Source organism: Actinokineospora enzanensis DSM 44649 (assembly GCF_000374445.1).
In the GTDB taxonomy this organism is placed as follows: Bacteria; Actinomycetota; Actinomycetes; order Mycobacteriales; family Pseudonocardiaceae; genus Actinokineospora; species Actinokineospora enzanensis.
On record NZ_KB894440.1, the window covers coordinates 27478 to 45691 of the forward strand.

The 18214-nt window shown below is 71.7% G+C and carries 11 protein-coding genes; 2 read left to right on the forward strand and 9 right to left on the reverse strand.

What is annotated here, in order from left to right; all coding sequences use genetic code 11:
- Nucleotides 1-137: 137 nt before the first annotated feature.
- Nucleotides 138-2045 carry a multicopper oxidase family protein gene (locus tag C503_RS0131615; protein WP_018686241.1) on the forward strand — a complete coding sequence of 636 codons (1908 nt, stop codon included), beginning with the start codon at nt 138-140 and terminating at the stop codon, nt 2043-2045.
- Nucleotides 2046-2091: 46 nt separating this feature from the next.
- Here the strand turns inward: C503_RS0131615 and C503_RS0131620 are convergent, their stop codons facing one another.
- The 9 genes from C503_RS0131620 to C503_RS0131660 form a co-directional block, all read right to left on the reverse strand.
- Entirely contained in the window at nt 2092-2853 is a 762-nt protein-coding gene (locus C503_RS0131620) for a succinate dehydrogenase/fumarate reductase iron-sulfur subunit (protein ID WP_018686242.1), read from the reverse strand.
- Nucleotides 2854-2933: 80 nt separating this feature from the next.
- Nucleotides 2934-4844: a fumarate reductase/succinate dehydrogenase flavoprotein subunit gene (locus C503_RS0131625; RefSeq protein ID WP_018686243.1), complete on the reverse strand. Its 1911-nt coding sequence runs from the start codon at nt 4842-4844 to the stop codon at nt 2934-2936.
- A gap of 36 nt (nt 4845-4880) precedes the next feature.
- Entirely contained in the window at nt 4881-5663 is a 783-nt protein-coding gene (locus C503_RS0131630) for a hypothetical protein (protein WP_018686244.1), read from the reverse strand.
- Nucleotides 5664-5694: 31 nt separating this feature from the next.
- Nucleotides 5695-5976: a hypothetical protein gene (locus tag C503_RS0131635; RefSeq protein WP_026316899.1), complete on the reverse strand. Its 282-nt coding sequence runs from the start codon at nt 5974-5976 to the stop codon at nt 5695-5697.
- A gap of 424 nt (nt 5977-6400) precedes the next feature.
- Nucleotides 6401-7597, reverse strand: a complete 1197-nt coding sequence (locus C503_RS48780; protein WP_018686246.1) for a RecX family transcriptional regulator — start codon at nt 7595-7597, stop codon at nt 6401-6403.
- On the reverse strand, nt 7597-8637 hold the full coding sequence (gene recA / locus C503_RS0131645) for a recombinase RecA (RefSeq protein WP_018686247.1): 1041 nt from the start codon (nt 8635-8637) through the stop codon (nt 7597-7599). The genes C503_RS48780 and recA overlap by 1 nt, the downstream gene beginning before the upstream one ends.
- A gap of 165 nt (nt 8638-8802) precedes the next feature.
- Nucleotides 8803-8997: a DUF3046 domain-containing protein gene (locus C503_RS0131650; RefSeq protein ID WP_018686248.1), complete on the reverse strand. Its 195-nt coding sequence runs from the start codon at nt 8995-8997 to the stop codon at nt 8803-8805.
- 37 nt (nt 8998-9034) lie between these two features.
- Nucleotides 9035-10852 carry an Hsp70 family protein gene (locus C503_RS0131655; RefSeq protein WP_018686249.1) on the reverse strand — a complete coding sequence of 606 codons (1818 nt, stop codon included), beginning with the start codon at nt 10850-10852 and terminating at the stop codon, nt 9035-9037.
- Between the two features lie 2 nt (nt 10853-10854).
- A complete protein-coding gene (locus tag C503_RS0131660) occupies nt 10855-12867 on the reverse strand; it encodes an Hsp70 family protein (RefSeq protein WP_018686250.1) in 2013 nt (670 codons plus the stop codon).
- Between the two features lie 334 nt (nt 12868-13201).
- On the opposite strand from C503_RS0131660, the gene C503_RS0131665 reads away from it, so the two are divergent.
- Complete coding sequence (locus C503_RS0131665) at nt 13202-17839, forward strand: ATP-dependent helicase (protein WP_018686251.1); 4638 nt, start codon at nt 13202-13204, stop codon at nt 17837-17839.
- The last annotated feature ends 375 nt before the right edge of the window (nt 17840-18214 follow it).

Below are 18214 nucleotides of genomic sequence, written 5' to 3' on the forward strand. Positions count from 1 at the left end.
GAGCGGGGAAACTCGGCGCACCTGAGACCAGGGGAGTTCATCGAGGCCGACGCACGTTCCCAGGATCGTGGCGCGACCTCGCGAACCGTCGCGGCGCGACGGGTGCACTCCCCTGCGACCACGCAGGAGAATCCTCGATGAACGACTTCGTCGGCCGCCGCGCGCTGCTGACCTCGGCCGTCCTCGGATCCGCTGGCCTCGTCGCGGGCGTGCGGCTGTTCGACCCGCACGGCCAGGAGGCGGCGGCCGAACCGACACCCGGACCGTCGGGACCGACGTTCGGGCTTGCCAAGTTCCTCGACCCGCTGCGGATCCCGCCGGTGCTGCGGCCGCACGCGTGGCCGACCCAGGACCAGATCACGCTCACTATGAAGACCGCGCGGGTCCGGCTGCACTCGCAGCTGCCGCCGACCGCGCTGTGGACCTACGAGGGCCAGTTTCCCGGCCCCATCATCGAGGTGCGCAGCGGCAAGCGGTTGCGGGTGGCCTGGTACAACGACCTCCAGGGCACGATCCCGCTGGTGGCGGTGCGGACGCCGAACACGAAGCCGTCACCAGCCGACGTGCCCGGCTACCGCAACCCGGACGGGACCCTGCCCGCGGGCGTGGAGCTGCTCGAAGGTGTGGCCGACCTGCCCGCGTGGAACGTCGTGCACCTGCACGGGGCCGTGGCCAACGGCGGCAGCGACGGCTGGGCGCACAACGGTGTCCCGCAGGGGAACACGCAGCTGGTGGAGTACCCGAACCGCCAGCCTGCCGCGCCGCTGTGGTACCACGACCACGCCATGGCAATCACCCGCTTCACCGTGTACGCCGGGCTCGCGGGCCTGTACCTGGTGCGGGACGCCGAGGAGGACGCGCTGCGGCTGCCGAGCGGCGACCACGAGATCCCGCTGGTGATCACCGACCGCAACCTGGACACCGACCCGGCGACCGGCGCGCTGACCGGCCAGCTGCTCTACAAGGTCCCGCTGGTGCGGCCGGGCGGCGCGATGATCCCGGTGACCGGGCCGTTCACCCTGGTCAACGGCGTGATCTGGCCGCATCTGGACGTGGACGGGCGCTGGTACCGGTTCCGCGTGCTCAACGCCACGAACGCGCGGACCTTCCGACTGGACCTCGTCGACGAGGCAGGGGCGAAGCACAACGACGCGGTCCGGATCGCGGGCACGGACGCCGGTCTGCTGCCCGCCCCGGCGGCGGTGCCCGCGAGCGGGGTGGTGCTCACCTCGGCCGAGCGGGTCGACCTGCTCGTGGACTTCAGCCGGTTCAAGGGGCAGAAGCTGCGCCTGACCAACACCGGCAGCGCGGTCGAGCCGGACATCATGGAGTTCCGGGTCGACGGCCGCGACCGGCGCGACCCGTTCACGCTGCCACCCACGCTGTCGTCGACCTATGTGCGGCTGGAGCACGGCAAGACACTTCCCGAGGACCACGACCACGTGTACGTGGCGTCGATGCCGCCGAACGCGGCGGGTGAGGCCGAGCCGGTCATCTGGGAGCTGCGGGAGATCACCGACCCGGGCGAGCTGCCGACCACGTTCCCGGCGGCGGGCGTCCTCCAGCTCACCGACCCGGATACCGGGAAGGTGCGGACGTTCCGCAGGGCCGCGAGCCTGTTCGACGACACGACGAACTTCTTCTTCACCCACGGCCGCTGGGTGGTGTGGAACTTCCTGCAGCTGGGCGGTCCCCCGCACCCGATGCACGTCCACACGGCACGGTTCCAGCTGCTGTCCCGGCGAACGTGGACCGACCTGTCGGCCTTCGACGCCACCGTGGGCGGAACCCGCAAGCCGCTGCCCGCGCCCGTCGACGGGCCGCCGATCGAGAAGCATGAGGAAGGCTGGAAGGACACTTTCCCGCAGCTGTCCGGCCAGTGGCTCACGATCGCGGGCCGGTTCGATGGCGCGACCGGCGAGTTCATGTACCACTGCCACATCCTCGAACACGAGGACATGGGCATGATGCGGCCGTTCGTCGTACACCCGCCAGAGGTGGCGAGATTCCACCGCCACCAGGGCACCGACCATCACGGACACTAGCCGCGGCCGTTGCCCGGGTCGCCCCCGCGACCCGGGCGACCGGGGCTCAGCCGTCCTTGCCGGACCGGCGGAAGATCTTGCTGCCCAGCCAGACCACCGGGTCGTACTTGCGGTCGGCCACGCGCTCCTTCATCGGGATCAGCGCGTTGTCGGTGATCTTGATGTGCTCCGGGCAGACCTCGGTACAGCACTTGGTGATGTTGCAGAAGCCGAGGCCGTGCGCCTCCTGCGCGGCGGGCACGCGGTCCGCCACGTCCAGCGGGTGCATCTCCAGCTCGGCCATCCGCATCAGGTAGCGGGGGCCGGAGAAGGCATCCTTGTTGTCCTCGTGGTCACGCACCACGTGACAGGTGTTCTGGCACAGGAAGCACTCGATGCACTTGCGGAACTCCTGCGAGCGCTCGACGTCCACCTGCTTCATCCGGTATTCGCCCGGGGACAGGTCGGCGGGCGGGGTGAACGACGGGATCTCGCGTGCCTTGGTGTAGTTGAACGACACGTCGGTCACCAGGTCGCGGATCACCGGGAAGGTGCGCATCGGCGTGACGGTGACAGTCTCGTCCTCGGTGAAGGTGGACATCCGGGTCATGCACAACAGCCGCGGCATGCCGTTCACCTCGGCCGAGCACGAGCCGCACTTGCCCGCCTTGCAGTTCCAGCGCACCGCCAGGTCCGGGGCCTGCGTGGCCTGCAACCGGTGGATGATGTCGAGGACGACCTCGCCCTCGTTCACCTCCACCCGGTAGTCCTGCAGGGTGCCGGAATCGGTGTCCCCGCGCCAGACCTTGAACTTCGCCTCGTAGGCCACCTCAGTCCTTTCTAATCGGCCCGCCGGGTGCACCGTCGGTGTCCCCGCGCCGGGCCTCGAACTCCGCCTCGGCGGCCACCTCAGTCCTTTCGGGACGGATGGGCGCCCAGCTCGCCTTCGGTGTAGTACTTCTCCAGCTCGGTGACCTCGAACAGCTCCAGCAGGTCATCGCGCATGGGCAGCTGTTCCTGCCGGGTGATGTTCACCCCGGGCACCGGGCCGTCGCCCTCGGTGGCGCAGACCAGCAGCGTGTTGCGCCACTGGGCGTCCATCATCGGGAAGTCGTCGCGGGTGTGGCCGCCGCGGCTCTCCGTGCGGGTCAGCGCGGCCTTGGCAACGCACTCGCTGACCAGAAGCATGTTGCGCAGGTCAAGGGCGAGGTGCCAGCCGGGGTTGTACTGCCGGTGACCCTCGACCGTCACGTTGCCGATGCGGGCCCGGAGGCCGCGCAGGGTCTCCAGCGCCTGCTCGATCTCGCCCGCCTTGCGGATGATGCCGACCAGGTCGTTCATCGACTGCTGCAGCTCGTTCTGCAGCGTGTACGGGTTCTCCTCGCCGCCGTCGGCGGGCGGCTCGAACGGCGCCAGCGCCAGCTTCGCCGCGGCGTCCACATCGGACTGGCCGACCGCCGGGCGGGCCGTCAGCGACTCCACGTAGGTGGCCGCGCCCAGGCCCGCGCGGCGGCCGAACACCAGCAGGTCGGACAGCGAGTTGCCGCCCAGCCGGTTGGAGCCGTGCATGCCGCCGGAGCACTCGCCCGCGGCGAACAGGCCGGGCACGGTGGCCGCCCCGGTGTCCGGGTCGACCTCCACCCCGCCCATCACGTAGTGGCAGGTCGGGCCGACCTCCATCGGCTCGGCCGTGATGTCCACATCGGCCAGCTCCTTGAACTGGTGGTACATCGACGGCAGCCTGCGCCGGATCTCCTCGGCGGGCAGCCTGCTGGCGATGTCCAGGAACACGCCGCCGTGCGGTGAGCCGCGGCCCGCCTTGACCTCGGAGTTGATCGCGCGCGCGACCTCGTCGCGGGGCAGCAGGTCCGGGGTGCGGCGGTTGTTGTCCGCGTCGTCGTACCAGCGGTCGGCCTCCTGCTCGCCGTCGGCGTACTGGCCCTTGAACACGTCCGGGATGTAGTTGAACATGAACCGCTTGTTCTCGGAGTTCTTCAGCACCCCGCCGTCGCCGCGCACCCCCTCGGTGACCAGGATGCCCTTCACGCTCGGCGGCCAGACCATGCCGGTCGGGTGGAACTGCACGAACTCCATGTTGATCAGCGTGGCGCCCGCGCGCAGGGCCAGCGCGTGCCCGTCGCCGGTGTACTCCCAGGAGTTCGAGGTCACCTTGAAGGACTTGCCGATGCCGCCGGTGGCGAGCACCACGGCGGGGGCCTCGAACAGGATGAACCGGCCGGACTCGCGCCAGTAGCCGAACGCCCCGGCGATGGCGTCGCCGTCCTTGAGCAGCTCGGTGATCGTGCACTCGGCGAAGACCTTGATCCGCGCCTCGTAGTCGCCGGACTCCTTGAAGTCCTCCTGCTGCAACGACACGATCTTCTGCTGCATCGTGCGGATCAGCTCAAGACCGGTGCGGTCGCCGACGTGCGCCAGCCGCGGGTAGGTGTGGCCGCCGAAGTTGCGTTGGCTGATCCGGCCGTCCTTGGTGCGGTCGAACAGCGCGCCGTAGGTCTCCAGCTCCCAGACCCGGTCCGGCGCTTCCTTGGCGTGCAGCTCGGCCATCCGCCAGTTGTTCAGGAACTTGCCGCCGCGCATGGTGTCGCGGAAGTGCACCTGCCAGTTGTCGTTCGAGTTCGCGTTGCCCATAGACGCCGCGCAGCCGCCCTCGGCCATGACGGTGTGCGCCTTGCCGAACAGCGACTTGCAGACCACGGCGACCCGGAGACCGCGCTGGCGGGCCTCGATCACCGCGCGCAGCCCGGCGCCGCCTGCCCCGATGACCACCACGTCGTAGGAAAGGCGCTCGACCTCGGTCATGTGTTCCTCTCGAAATAGCGAAACCGCTTCAAGAACTCAGATGAAGCGCAAGTCTGCGATGGCACCACTGGCCACCAGCATCACGTAGAGGTCGGTGAGGACCAGGGTGCCCAGCGTCGTCCAGGCCAGTTGCATGTGCCGCGTGTTGAGCTTGGAGACGACCGTCCAGGCGCGGTAGCGCACCGGGTGTTTGGAGAAGTGCTTGAGCCTGCCGCCCGCGATGTGCCTGCACGAATGGCAGGACAGCGTGTAGGCCCAGAGCAGGACCACGTTCGCCAGCAGGATCAGGTTCCCCAAGCCGAGGCCGTGGGTGAGGGCCACGACGGCGTCGTAAGTATTGATCACCGAGACGATCAGCGCCACATAGAAGAAGTACCGGTGCGCGTTCTGGATGATCAAAGGAAGCCGCGTCTCACCGGAGTAGGAGCCGTGCGGCTCGGCCACGGCGCAGGCGGGCGGCGACTGCCACACCGAGCGGTAGTAGGCCTTGCGGTAGTAGTAGCAGGTCAGGCGGAAGCCGAGCAGGAACGGCAGGGCCAGGAAGCCCAGCGGGATCCAGCCGGGCAGCTCCCCGAACAGGGTGCCGAAGTGGCTGGATCCCGACGCGCAGGACGTGCTCAGACAGGGCGAGTAGAACGGGGTCAGGTACCCGTACTCGGGCACCCAGTAGTCCGCCCGCATGAACGAGCGGACTCCCGCGTACACGACGAACGTCAACAGCCCCAGGTTCGTCATCAGGGGCGGGAGCCACCACCGGTCGGTCCGCAGGGTGCGCGCGGCGATCTTCGCCCGGGTGGGGGCGCCAACACCTGACGTCATCGTGTCCTCGTCGTTGTGATCTTGTGGTGGGCTAGCGCTGGTAGCCGCCGACTCCCTCGTCGTCGGCGCCGTGCCACAGCGCTGGGTCGTAGGGCGTGTCGGGAACGACCACGACCTCCGCGGGCTCGGCCTGCCGGGGCACCGGCGCGGCGGGCGTGGCGGTGAAGTCGGCGACGTCGATATCGATCCGTTCGAGATCGTTGTCCAGCCTGCGCACCGCCGGGATGTCGCCGTACCGGGCCCGCAACGCACCGACGCACTGCCGCAGCTGACCGATGGTCCGCCGCAGCTCGCTGATCTCAGTACTCGACATCTCGCACCTCCGTACCTCGGTCCGTTCGCGGTACCCGGGCCCGTGGCTGCCGTCGAGGTGGACCCGGGAGCACCGCTCGTCGCCGACTGTGCCCTGCGACAGCAGATGTGACAAGTACCACAAGCGGCGCGTCGATGGGTGATCGGACCCTGCCCAACCGTGGTCAACACCTGTGATCTCGCGCACACAAACGTCGGTCGCGCGCAGCGTCTCCGCTGGTAAAACCGTTGCGCGGCAAGGGGATTCGCGAAGAATGATCTCTTGTGAGACTGACCACTGTGGCCTGCCCTCAAGGTGCCGGAGGACGGTCGGAACGGGCATTTCGATGCCCGAGGAATACCCGTTTCACTCCCGTTCCCAGGGGTCGCGGGTTCCGGGCCGCGAGTCACTGTGCGCACACGGCGACGAACGCGGCGTAGGGGCGTCAGTCGAGGGTCTCGTCGGCGTCCAGCTCGGCGCGGACGACCCGGTAGGCCAGCCCCTCCGGGTAGCCGCGGCGGGCCAGCATCGCCACCAGGCGGCGGATCCGGACCTGGTCGTCCAAGCCGCGCACCGACCCCAGCTTCCGGCGGACCAGCTCGGCGGCGCGGTCCACCTCGGCGTCCCCGTCCACCGCGGCCACGGCCTCGGTGACGATCTCGTCCGCCACACCCTTCTTGCGCAGCTCGGTGACCAGCGCCCGACGTCCGAGGCCACGATGGGTGTGCCGGGACCGCACCCAGCTCTCGGCGAACGCGGCGTCGTTGATCAGGCCCGCGGCGGCGAACTTGTCCAGCACGACCTCGGCGACATCGTCCGGGATCTCCTTGCGGCGCAGTGCCTGGGCGAGTTCCAGGCGGGTGCGGTCGCGGACGGTGAGCAGCCGGTAGCAGATGTCCCGCGCCTTGGCGGCGGGGTCCTCCTCGCGCTCCGCCCGCCGGGCCTCGCGCCTGTTCTCCCGCTGGTCGCGGCCGTCGTCGAGATCGTGCCGGGACGGATCGTCCACGGCTGTAGCGTCCGACTCCGGATCCCGGCGCGTCGAACCACCGCGCCGCCGACCGCCTGCCCGCTCCCGTTTCTCCTGCGGCGCGCTCCGCTGCCGCTCGGCGCCGGGTGCCCGCCGGTCGCGCTGTTCGTCGCCGTCCGTGGATGTGTCTTGTTCGACGGCGGGCTCGCGGGTCCCGGCGTTCCGTGGGCGTCTGCCGTGATCACGTTGTGCCGTCGCGGAAGCGGCCGTCAGCTCGGCGAGCCGTCGCCGTACCGCCTCCACCTCATCCACGCCGTCGCGTGGGTGCTGCCCGGCCGGGGTCTCGGTCCGACGGGCACGCGGCGCCGGTTCCTCCACTTCGGACTTCTCCGGCGGCCGCCGAGTCCGCTGTGGAGCCTCCGGCGCGGTCTCGGCCCACCACCCGCCACCCGCCGGTCGGCGCGGGCGGCGCCCCGGGGACGTGTCGGGCTCGGCGAAGTCCACCGTGGTCGGGCCCGGGGGCGCGTCCCCGTCGACCCACCAGGACACGCCGGTATCAGCCGGGGCGGGGGCCTCGGGCTCCCGCCACCAGTCCGCCCCACCATCCCGGGAACCGGTCCGCGAGTCGGCCGTGCCGGTCGCGTCGTCCGGTTCCCGGGAGGCGTGCGCGGGCATCAGAACTCGACGGGCGCGGGGGCCGTCTCGTCGGCGTCCAGCTTGGCGCCGATGCCGAGCTTCTCCTTGATCCGCTTCTCGATCTCGTCGGCCACGTCCGGGTTCTCCAGCAGGAACTTGCGGGCGTTCTCCTTGCCCTGGCCCAGCTGGTCGCCCTCGTAGGTGTACCAGGCGCCGGACTTGCGCAGGATGCCCTGCTCCACGCCCATGTCGATGAGCGAGCCCTCGCGGCTGACGCCCTTGCCGTAGAGGATGTCGAACTCGGCCTGCTTGAACGGCGGCGCGACCTTGTTCTTCACCACCTTGACCCGGGTGCGGTTGCCGACCGGCTCGCCGCCGTCCTTGAGCGTCTCGATGCGGCGCACGTCCAGGCGCACCGAGGCGTAGAACTTCAGCGCCTTGCCACCGGTCGTGGTCTCCGGCGAGCCGAACATCACGCCGATCTTCTCGCGCAGCTGGTTGATGAAGATCGCGGTGGTGCCCGAGTTGTTCATCGCGCCGGTCATCTTTCGCAGCGCCTGGCTCATCAGCCGGGCCTGCAGGCCGACGTGGTTGTCGCCCATCTCGCCCTCGATCTCGGCGCGCGGCACCAGGGCGGCCACCGAGTCGATCACGATGATGTCCAGCGCGCCGGAGCGGATCAGCATGTCGGCGATCTCCAGCGCCTGCTCGCCGGTGTCCGGCTGGGACACCAGCAGCGCGTCGGTGTCCACGCCGAGCGCCTTGGCGTACTCCGGGTCCAGCGCGTGCTCGGCGTCGATGAACGCCGCGATGCCGCCCGCGCGCTGGGCGTTGGCCACCGCGTGCAGGGCGACCGTGGTCTTACCGGAGGACTCCGGGCCGTAGATCTCCACCACCCGGCCGCGTGGCAGGCCGCCGATGCCCAACGCCACGTCCAGGGCGATGGCGCCGGTGGGGATGATGGCGATGGGCGCCCGGCCCTCGTCGCCCAGCCGCATCACCGAGCCCTTGCCGAAGTTCTTGTCGATCTGGGCCAGGGCGAGTTCCAGCGCCTTGTCCCGGTCGGGTGCTGCTGCCATCTTCGATCCACCTCTGGTCTGTTTCGTGCTCACGGCGAGCACGCTACGGGCAGGGACCGACGATTGTCGGCGGGCACCGCCGGTCTGTGGACAAACGCCAGCCGTTGTGGATGGCCAGGGTAGCGAACAGGTGTTCGAGCCCCGGCACCGACACGCCGATCCCGGTCAGCGCCGTTCGGGTGGTACCTCGTAGACCTCGCAGACGACCTGCCAGATCTCCTTGGTCGGCAGGCCCGCGTCCAGTGCCTGGTCGACGGTGCGGCCGCCGAGGGCGGCGAAGACGTGGTCGTGGGCGATCGTCTCGGCCCTGGCCGCGCCGAACTCGTCGGCGAGCCGGGCCCGGAAAGCAGTGATGCGCATCGGCGTGCAGTCTAGGCGCGCGGTCCAGTGGCGCGGTCTAGGTCCCGGGCTGCACGTGGGCGATGAAGTAGTCCGCGAGCGCGTCCGGGGTGACTGTCTTGCCGTGGGTGAGCCAGCCGACCAGGGGCCGGTCTTTGACCGTGAACACCAGCACGCCGCCGTCGTCGCCGGTGCCCGCGCGGTAGGCGCCTTCCAGGCCGTTGCCGCGCCAGTCGGCGGCCACGTGGTCGCCCGCGGTCAGCGGGGTCAGCTCGGTGTCGAACAGCTGCTTGGCCTGGTCGAGCGAGCCGAACTGGGCGTAGTTGACGGTGTAGGAGTCGGCCAGGGCGCAGGTGACGTCCGCGGGGGACTCGCCCGTGTGGCACTGTCCGCCGTCGGCGACCGTGCCCGCGAGCTGCCGCAGACAGTCGGTGAACCCGGTGCCATCCGCGGTCCCCTTGTTCTGACAGGACTCGGCGGTCGGTAGATTGTCGCCCTTGAAGTAGAGGTAGCCCCCTCCGGCGGCGAGTAGCGCCACGACGACCGACACCGCGATCAGCACCGGCGTGCGGCGCGAGCGTTTCTTGACCGGCGCGGGCGCGCGCGGTGGCGTCGGGAAGTGGTGCTGGATCGGACCGGTGTGCACGGGCACGGCGGTACCGGTCTGTTGTCCGGGAACGGGTGCCGCAGGGACTGGAAACCCACCCGTGACCGGCGAGTTCTGCGGACTCTGCAGGTTCTGCGGGACCGGCAGGCTCTGCGGGACCGGGAGCTGCGGCGCGGACACCGAGCCGGTGCGCATGCTGATGCCCTCGCGGGTGACCAGGTGCGCGCCCAACGCCACCGCGGTCTCCGGCTGGTCCAGGCTGATGGGCACCACCCGCAGCTGCTCCGCGATCAGCGTCGCCACCAGCGGGATCCGGCTGGAGCCACCGACCAGGTAGATCCCGGCGACCCGGTCAGCGGGCAGCCCGGTCTGGCGGATCGTGCCCGCCAGCACCTGGACGCTGCGCAGCAGGCTGGGCCGGATCAGCGCCTCCAGTTCGGCACGCGTGACCAGCACGTCGTCGAACGGCACCGGCATCGGCACCTCGGTCTGCGGATGCCGCGACAGCGTCTCCTTGGCCCCGGTGACGTCCTCCTGCAACGCGCGGCGGGACCGGCGGTCGGCGGTGGACTCCGGCCGCAGCAGGTGTTGCCACGCGCGCGGGTCGCGGTGCGAGACCTGGCGGCCCACGTGTTCCAACAGCGTCTGGTCCACGTCGACCCCGCCCAGGTCCGGTAGACCGTTCTCGGCCAGGACCGCGAACCCGCTCTGCGTCGCCGACACCACCGCGACGTCGAACGTACCCGCGCCCAGGTCATAGACCGCGAGAGCCTGTCCTGGGGCGAGGGTGTGGCCGAGGGACGTGAAATGCGCGGCAGCGGCCACCGGCTCCGGGATCAGGACCAGCGGCCCGGAGATCCCGGCCGACCGCGCCGCGGACAGCAGCACGTTGCGCCGGGCCACGCCCCACTGCGCAGGGTGCGTCAACCGGATCTCGTCCGGCTGCGCGCCGCCGAGCTGCCGCGAGACCTCGCGCAGCACGTGCCGCAGCACCGCCGCCAACGCCTCGGGCACCGGCACGACCACATCGCCGAGCAGCAGGTTGCCGTCGTCGATGCGCCGCTTGGGGTTCGGCTCGAACCGCGACGGGTCCAGCCGCGCGCGCCGCTCCGCCTCCCGGCCGACGACCAGCCCGCCCTCCTCGCTCGCGTAGACCGCGGAGGGCATGGTGGCGGCGCCGTCGACCTCGACCACCCGGGGTTCGCGACCGTGCGCGGACAGCACCGCGACCGTGTTCGACGTGCCCAGGTCGACCGACAGCACCCGCATGCTCAGGCGCCGTGCCCGGGTTGCACGTGGTCCTTGAAGTAGGTCACCACGTTGCCGCCGCCGCTGAGGCTGACCACGGCGCCCATCACCGGGGTGTCCTTGACCGTGAACGCGAGCAGGTTGCTGGTGCCCGCGATGTCGATGCTGTAGTACTTCCCGGACTTGTTGCCGCCGTTCCAGTCGCCGCTCTCCGAGGAGTCCTTGCTCGCATTCGCGGCGGAGAAGAACGCGTCCACGCTCTGGCTGACCATCTGCTCGTTGGAGAACTGGTAGTACAGGATCGTGTAGTTGCCCGACTTGCAGGTCACCGTGTTGGCGCCGGGGACGTTGGTGCCGCTTCCGCTGCCGCCCATGAGCTGGATGCCCTTGGCGCAGTCCGCCTGGGCGACCGTGCCCGCGATCTCGCGCAGGCACGGGGTGAAACCGCTGCTGTCGGTGGTCACGTCGGAGCAGTCCGCGGCCATGCCGCCGCCGGAGCCGGAGGTGGCGACGATCAGGCTGACCACGCCGATCACCACGACGGCGACGATCGCGGTGGCGACGTACCACATCCGGTTGGAGCTCTTGGCCGGGAGCGGGCGCGGACCGGGCTGCACCGGGATGGGCACGTGCTGGATCGGGGTGGGCACCGACGGCGGCGCCTGGATCGGCGTCGGCAGCGACGGTGGGTTCTGGATCGGGATCGGCGCCGACTGCGGGGCCTGCACGGATGTGGGGACCGAGACCGGGTTCTGGACCGGCGTCGGACGCGACGGCGGTCCGGGCACGACCCGCTGCGGGCCGCCGTTGGGGAACTGCTGGGCGGGGGTGGCGCCGGTGCTCGGGTTCTGGGGGTTCTGCGGCGCCTGTTGCGGGTTGAACCCGCCGGTGCGCGGCGGCACCATCGCGCGGGTGCGCTGGACGGCGTCGATCGTGCTGGACATGTCGCCGGTGCGCATGGTGATGCCCTCCTGGGGCACGTGGTGCGCGCCGAGGGCGACGGCGGTCTCCGGCTGGTCCAGGCTCGTCGGCACCACCCGCAGCTGCTCCGCGATCAGCGTCGCCACCAGCGGGATCCGGCTGGAGCCGCCCACCAGGTAGATGCCGACCAGGCGGTCCGGGGTCATCCCGGTGGAGCGGATCGTGGCCGCTAACAGCTCGACGCTGCGCAGCATGCCCGCGCGGATCAGGCCCTCCAGCTCGACCCGGGTGACCAGCACGTCGTCGAACGGCTCGGGCAGCGGCACCTCGGTCTGCGGGTGCCGCGACAGCGCCTCCTTGGCCGCCTTCACGTCCTCGCGCAGCGCGCGCTGGGCGCGCCGGTCGGCGGTCGACTCCGGACGCAGCAGCCGCTGCCAGCTCGCCGGGTCCCGCTGGGACACCTGGCGGCCCACGTGTTCCAACAGCGCCTGGTCCACGTCGAGACCGCCCAGATCGGGCAGACCTGCCTCGGCCAGGACCACGAACCCGTTCTGGGTGGCGCCGACGATGGCCACGTCGAACGTGCCCGCGCCCAGGTCATAGACCGCGAGAGCCTGTCCCGGGGCCAGGGTCTGGCCGGGGAACGAGGCGAAGTGCGCGGCGGCCGCCACCGGTTCGGGGACCAGGACCAGATTGGACCCCATGCCCGCCTGCCGCGCCGCGGACAGCAGCACGTTGCGGCGCACCGGGCCCCACTGCGCGGGGTGGGTCAGCCGCACCTCGTCCGGCTTGCTGTTGTTGAGCTGCCGGGAGGTCTCGTCGACCACCCGGCGCAGCACGCCTGCCAGCGCGTCGGTCACCGGCACCACGGCGTCGCCGAGCAGCAGCGTGCCCTCGTCCACCCGCCGCTTGGGGTTCGGCTCGAACCGCGACGGGTCCAGCCGGGCCCGGCGTTCCGCGTCGCGGCCGACGACGAGGTTGCCGTCCTCCCCCGCGAACACGGCCGAAGGCATCATCGACGCGCCGTCGACGTCGACCACCCGCGGTGGGCGGCCGTGCGCGGACAGCACGGCGACGGTGTTCGACGTGCCGAGATCGACCGACAGGACGTTCACTGCTCTCCCCTCACCACAACCCCGACCTGCTCCCCCCAGGGTGTTCTCGCAGATGCTCCCACGCGCGATACGCCCTGTGGGCACGGTCTCCCAGATATGCGCGTGCGCGAACGAAATCCGGCGGGCCGCCAACCGTACCCAGGTCCGACGCGTCCTTCCGGTAATCGAGACCGGATCGCGCCCTGGGTCGCGGGTGGACACCCGGCGCGGACACGGAGCGTCGACGGCGTTTTGCGGTGTGTCCACACCGGCGGTTGTCCACAAGGCCGCGAAGTTGTCCACAGGCGGGTGCCGGGCCGTGGCGCTGTCGGGGAGCAGGGGTAACCATGGCCGCATGACCACCGACGACGCGCTCGACCTGTTCACCGCCCCGACCCGGACCTGGTTCACCGGGGCGTTCGCCGCGCCGACCGCCGCCCAGCTCGGGGCCTGGCGGGCGGCCGCGGCGGGCGAGCACGCGCTGGTGGTCGCGCCGACCGGGTCCGGCAAGACGCTGGCGGCGTTCCTGTGGGCGCTGGACCGGCTGGCCGCCGACGGGGTGCCCGCGGACGCCAAGCGCCGCTGCCGGGTGCTCTACATCTCGCCGCTGAAGGCGCTGGCGGTCGACGTCCAGCGCAACCTGCGGGCGCCGCTGGCGGGCATCCGGCAGGCCGCGCACCGACTGGAGCTGCCCGAACCGGACATCACGGTCGGCACCCGCACCGGCGACACCCCGGCCGAGGAGCGCCGCGGCTTCGCCCGCACCCCGCCGGACGTGCTGGTGACCACGCCGGAGTCGCTGTTCCTGCTGCTCACCTCCGCGGCCAGGGAGTCGCTGCGCGGGGTGCGCACGGTGATCCTGGACGAGGTGCACGCGGTGGCGGGCACCAAGCGCGGCTCGCACCTGGCGCTGTCGCTGGAGCGGCTGGACGCGCTGCTGGAGCGCCCGGCCCAGCGGATCGGGCTGTCCGCGACGGTGCGGCCGGTCGAGGAGGTCAGCGGCTACCTGGGCGGCGGGCGGCCGGTGTCACTGGTGCAGCCGGAGACCGGCAAGACGATCCGGGTGCGGGTGGAGGTGCCGGTCGAGGACATGGCGAGTCTGGGCGAGGGTCCGGCCGCGCCGGTCGACCCCGACTCGCCGGAACCGCCCGCGCAGGCGTCGATCTGGCCGATGGTGGAGCGCCGGGTGCTGGAGCTGGTGCGCGCGCACCGGTCGACGATCGTGTTCTCGAACTCGCGGCGGCTGGCCGAGCGGCTCACCGCCCGGCTCAACGAGCTGGCCGCGGAACAGCCGGTCGACCTGGACCGGTTCCCGGCGCAGGCGATCGGGCAGTCCGGGCTGACCACGATGGTCGAACCGGTGGTGGCCCGCGCGCACCACGGGTCGATGTCGCGCGAGCAGCGCACGCTGGTGGAGGAGGACCTCAAGTCGGGGCGGCTGCCGTGCGTGGTGGCCACCTCGTCGCTGGAGCTGGGCATCGACATGGGCGCGGTCGACCTGGTGGTGCAGATCGAGGCGCCGCCCACGGTGGCCTCCGGGCTGCAGCGGGTCGGCCGGGCCGGGCACCAGGTCGGCGCGGTGTCCGAGGGGGTGATGTTCCCGAAGTTCCGCGGCGACCTGGTGTCCTGCGCGGTGGTGGCGGAACGGATGGCGCAGGGCGCGATCGAGGCCGTGCGCTACCCGCGCAACCCGTTGGACGTGCTGGCCCAGCACATCGTGGCCATGGTGGCGCTGGAACCGTGGCCGGTCGAGGAGCTGGCCCGGCTGGTGCGCCGGGCCGCCCCCTACGCCGCGCTGCCCGACTCGGCGCTGCACTCGGTGCTGGACATGCTGGCGGGCCGCTATCCCAGCGAGGAGTTCGGCGAGCTGCGACCGCGGATCACCTGGGACCGGATCGGCGGCGAGCTGCGCGGCAGGCCGGGCGCGCAGCGGCTGGCGGTCACCTCCGGCGGCACCATCCCCGACCGCGGCCTGTTCACCGTGACCACGCCGCCGAGCGAGAACGGCGCCGGGTCGCGGGTGGGCGAGCTGGACGAGGAGATGGTCTACGAGTCCCGGGTCGGCGACACGTTCCTGCTGGGCACGTCCGCGTGGCGGGTGCAGGACATCACGCACGACCGCGTGATCGTCACCCCGGCGCCCGGTGAGCCCGCGCGGATGCCGTTCTGGAAGGGCGACACCCCGGGCAGGCCGCTGGAACTGGGCCGCGCGCTGGGCGCGTTCGTGCGCGAACTGTCCAGTATGGACGGTCCGGCGGCGCGGGCGCGGGCCGCGCGCGCCGGGCTGGACGAGTGGGCCACCGACAACCTGCTCGCCTACCTGACCGAGCAGCGGCAGACCGCCCGGCACGTGCCCGACGACCGGACCGTCCTGGTGGAACGGTTCCGCGACGAGCTCGGCGACTGGCGGCTGGTGGTGCACTCGCCGTTCGGCGCCCAGGTCAACGCCCCGTGGGCGCTGGCCATCGGGGCCCGGCTGCGCGAGCGGCGCGGGGTGGAGGCACAGATCGCGCACGCCGACGACGGCATCGTGGTGCGGCTGCCGGACGCGGTCGACGACGCGGGCCAGGAGGTGGTCGCGGGCGTCGAGGACGTGCTGCTCAACCCGGAGGAGGTGGAGCAGATCGTGGTCGCCGAGGTGGGCGGGTCGGCGCTGTTCGCGTCCCGCTTCCGCGAGTGCGCGGCCCGTTCCCTGCTGCTGCCCCGGCGCGACCCACGGCGGCGCACGCCGCTGTGGCAGCAACGGCAGCGGTCGGCGCAGCTGCTGTCGGTGGCGGCGAAGTACGAGCGGTTCCCGGTGGTGCTGGAGGCGATGCGCGAGTGCCTGCAGGACGTCTACGACGTGGCCGGGCTGCGCGAGCTGATGACCGACGTGCGGGCCCGCCGGGTTCGGGTGGTCGAGGTGGAGACGCCGTCGGCCTCGCCGTTCGCGCGCAGCCTGCTGTTCGGCTATGTCGGGATGTTCCTCTACGGCGTCGACGTCCCGCTGGCCGAGCGACGCGCGGCCGCACTGTCGCTCGACAGCGCCCTGCTGGCAGAGCTGCTGGGCTCCGAGGCCATCCGCGAGCTGCTCGACACCGAGGTGCTCACCGAGGTCGAACGCTCCCTGCAACGCCTGGATCCCCAGCGGCACGCCCGGCACGCCGAGGACGCGGCCGACCTGCTGCGGTTCCTCGGCGACCTGTCGGTGGCGGAGGCGGCCGAGCGGGGCGTGCGCGCGGAGTGGCTGACCGAGCTGGCGGCGGCGCGCCGGGTGCTGCGGGTGCGCATCGCGAGCGAGGAACGCTATATCGCCGTGGAGGACGCGAGCCGGGTCCGCGACGCGCTGGGCACCGCGCTGCCGGTGGGCGTGCCGGAGGCGTTCACCGAACCGGTGGTCGACCCGCTCGGCGACCTGCTCGCCCGCTACGCCCGCACCCACGGCCCGTTCCCGGCGCTGGACGCCGCCACCCGCTTCGGCCTGGGCGTCTCGGTGGTGACCGGCGTGCTGGAACGCCTGTCCGCCACCGGCCGCCTCGTCCGCGGCGAACTGCGCCCCGGCGGCACACACACCGAGTACTGCGACGCCGACGTCCTGCGCCGCCTGCGCCGCGCCTCGCTCGCCCGCCTGCGCGCCGAGGTCGAACCCGTCGAACCCGCCGCCCTCGGCCGCTTCCTGCCCACCTGGCACGGCATCGGCCGCCGCACCCGCTCCGCGCCGACCGCGGACGACGTACTGTCCATTGTGGAACAACTCGCTGGCGCCCCACTGCCTGCGAGCGCGGTGGAGTCGCTGATCCTGCCCGCCCGCCTGCCCGGCTATTCCCCGGCACTGCTCGACGAGCTCACCACCGCGGGCGAGGTCACCTGGTGCGGCACCGGCTCCCTGGCAGGCGGCGACGGCTGGGTCGCCCTCGCCCCCGCCGACGTGGCCGACCTGCTGCTGCCCGAGGTGGAGGACGCCGTACCGGACACCCCGCTGCACGGCGCCGTACTGTCCGCATTGGACGGCGGAGCCCTGTTCTTCCGCCAGATCACCGACCGCGCCACCGCCGTACTTGTCGACGGCGGCGCCCCCTCCCCCACCGACGCCGACGTCGTAGCCGCCCTGTGGGACCTGGTATGGGGCGGCCTGATCACCAACGACACCATCGCCCCCCTGCGCGCCCTGGTCTCCGGCAAGGGCGCCGCCCACAAACCCCGCCGCACGGCACCCCGCGGCCGCTACGCCCGACTGCGCACCGCCCGCCCCGCCATGCCCTCCCGCACCGGCCCACCCACCGTCGGCGGCCGCTGGTCCCTGGTCACCCCGCGTGAACCCGACCCCACCCGCCGCGCCCACGCCCGCGCCGAGGCCTTCCTGGAACGCCACGGCGTCCTCACCCGCGGCGCCCTGGACACCGAACGCGTCACCGGCGGCTTCAGCGGCATCTACAAGGTGCTACGCGCCATGGAGGACACCGGCCAGATCATCCGCGGCTACGTCGTGGAAGGCCTGGGCGCCACCCAGTTCGCCGCCCGCGGCGCCGTCGACCGCCTCCGCGCCCACTCCCACCCCGAACCCACCATGCAGCAGACCGACGTCGTCCAGGCCCCCGGCTGGCCAACCCCCGCGAGCCTGACCCGCCCCCGCGAGTCCCCACCCCCACCGGCCGTGGTCCTCGCCGCCGCCGACCCAGCCCAGCCCTACGGCGCCGCCCTCACCTGGCCGGACCCGGTAGGCGGCGGAAAGCACCGCCCGGCTCGCAAAGCAGGCGCCCTCACGATACTCGTGGACGGCACCCCGGTCCTCTACGTGGAACGCGGCGGCAAAACCCTCCTCACCTTCACCGAAGCCGAACCACCCCTCCGCGCCGCCCTCACCGCCCTCACCCAAGCCGTCCACGACGGCTGGCTCGGCTCCCTCTCGGTCCGAAAGACAGACGGCGAGACAGCCCTCACCTCCCCCCTGTCCACCCTCCTCCGCGAAGCCGGTTTCCACCCCACCCCCCAAGGCCTCCGCCTCAGACCCTGAGCCGGAGGCCTTTCCCTTGCCCCCCAACCACTTCATCCCCTCATCGAGTGACCTCGACCCCAGCCCGTAACGCCACATTCCCCCGACCGTATGGCCCAAACCGGGAATGTTTCACCCGGCTACCCGCGTTCGCTTAATAAATCGGTGCGGGCGAAGCGGGCCACACCCCTCAAGCGCGCCGAAGCCACCCCAGCACCTCGACGCCCCACCCGCCCCACCAACAGAAAGGAGGAACCACGCCCCAACGGGCACCCCGAGCCGCCACCCAGCACACCCAAGCAACCACGCAGCACCCCGGACAACACAGCACCCCAGGCAACACAGCACGGACCGCACCTCCCGCCCGAACCAGCCACACCACCCGGCCAACTTCAC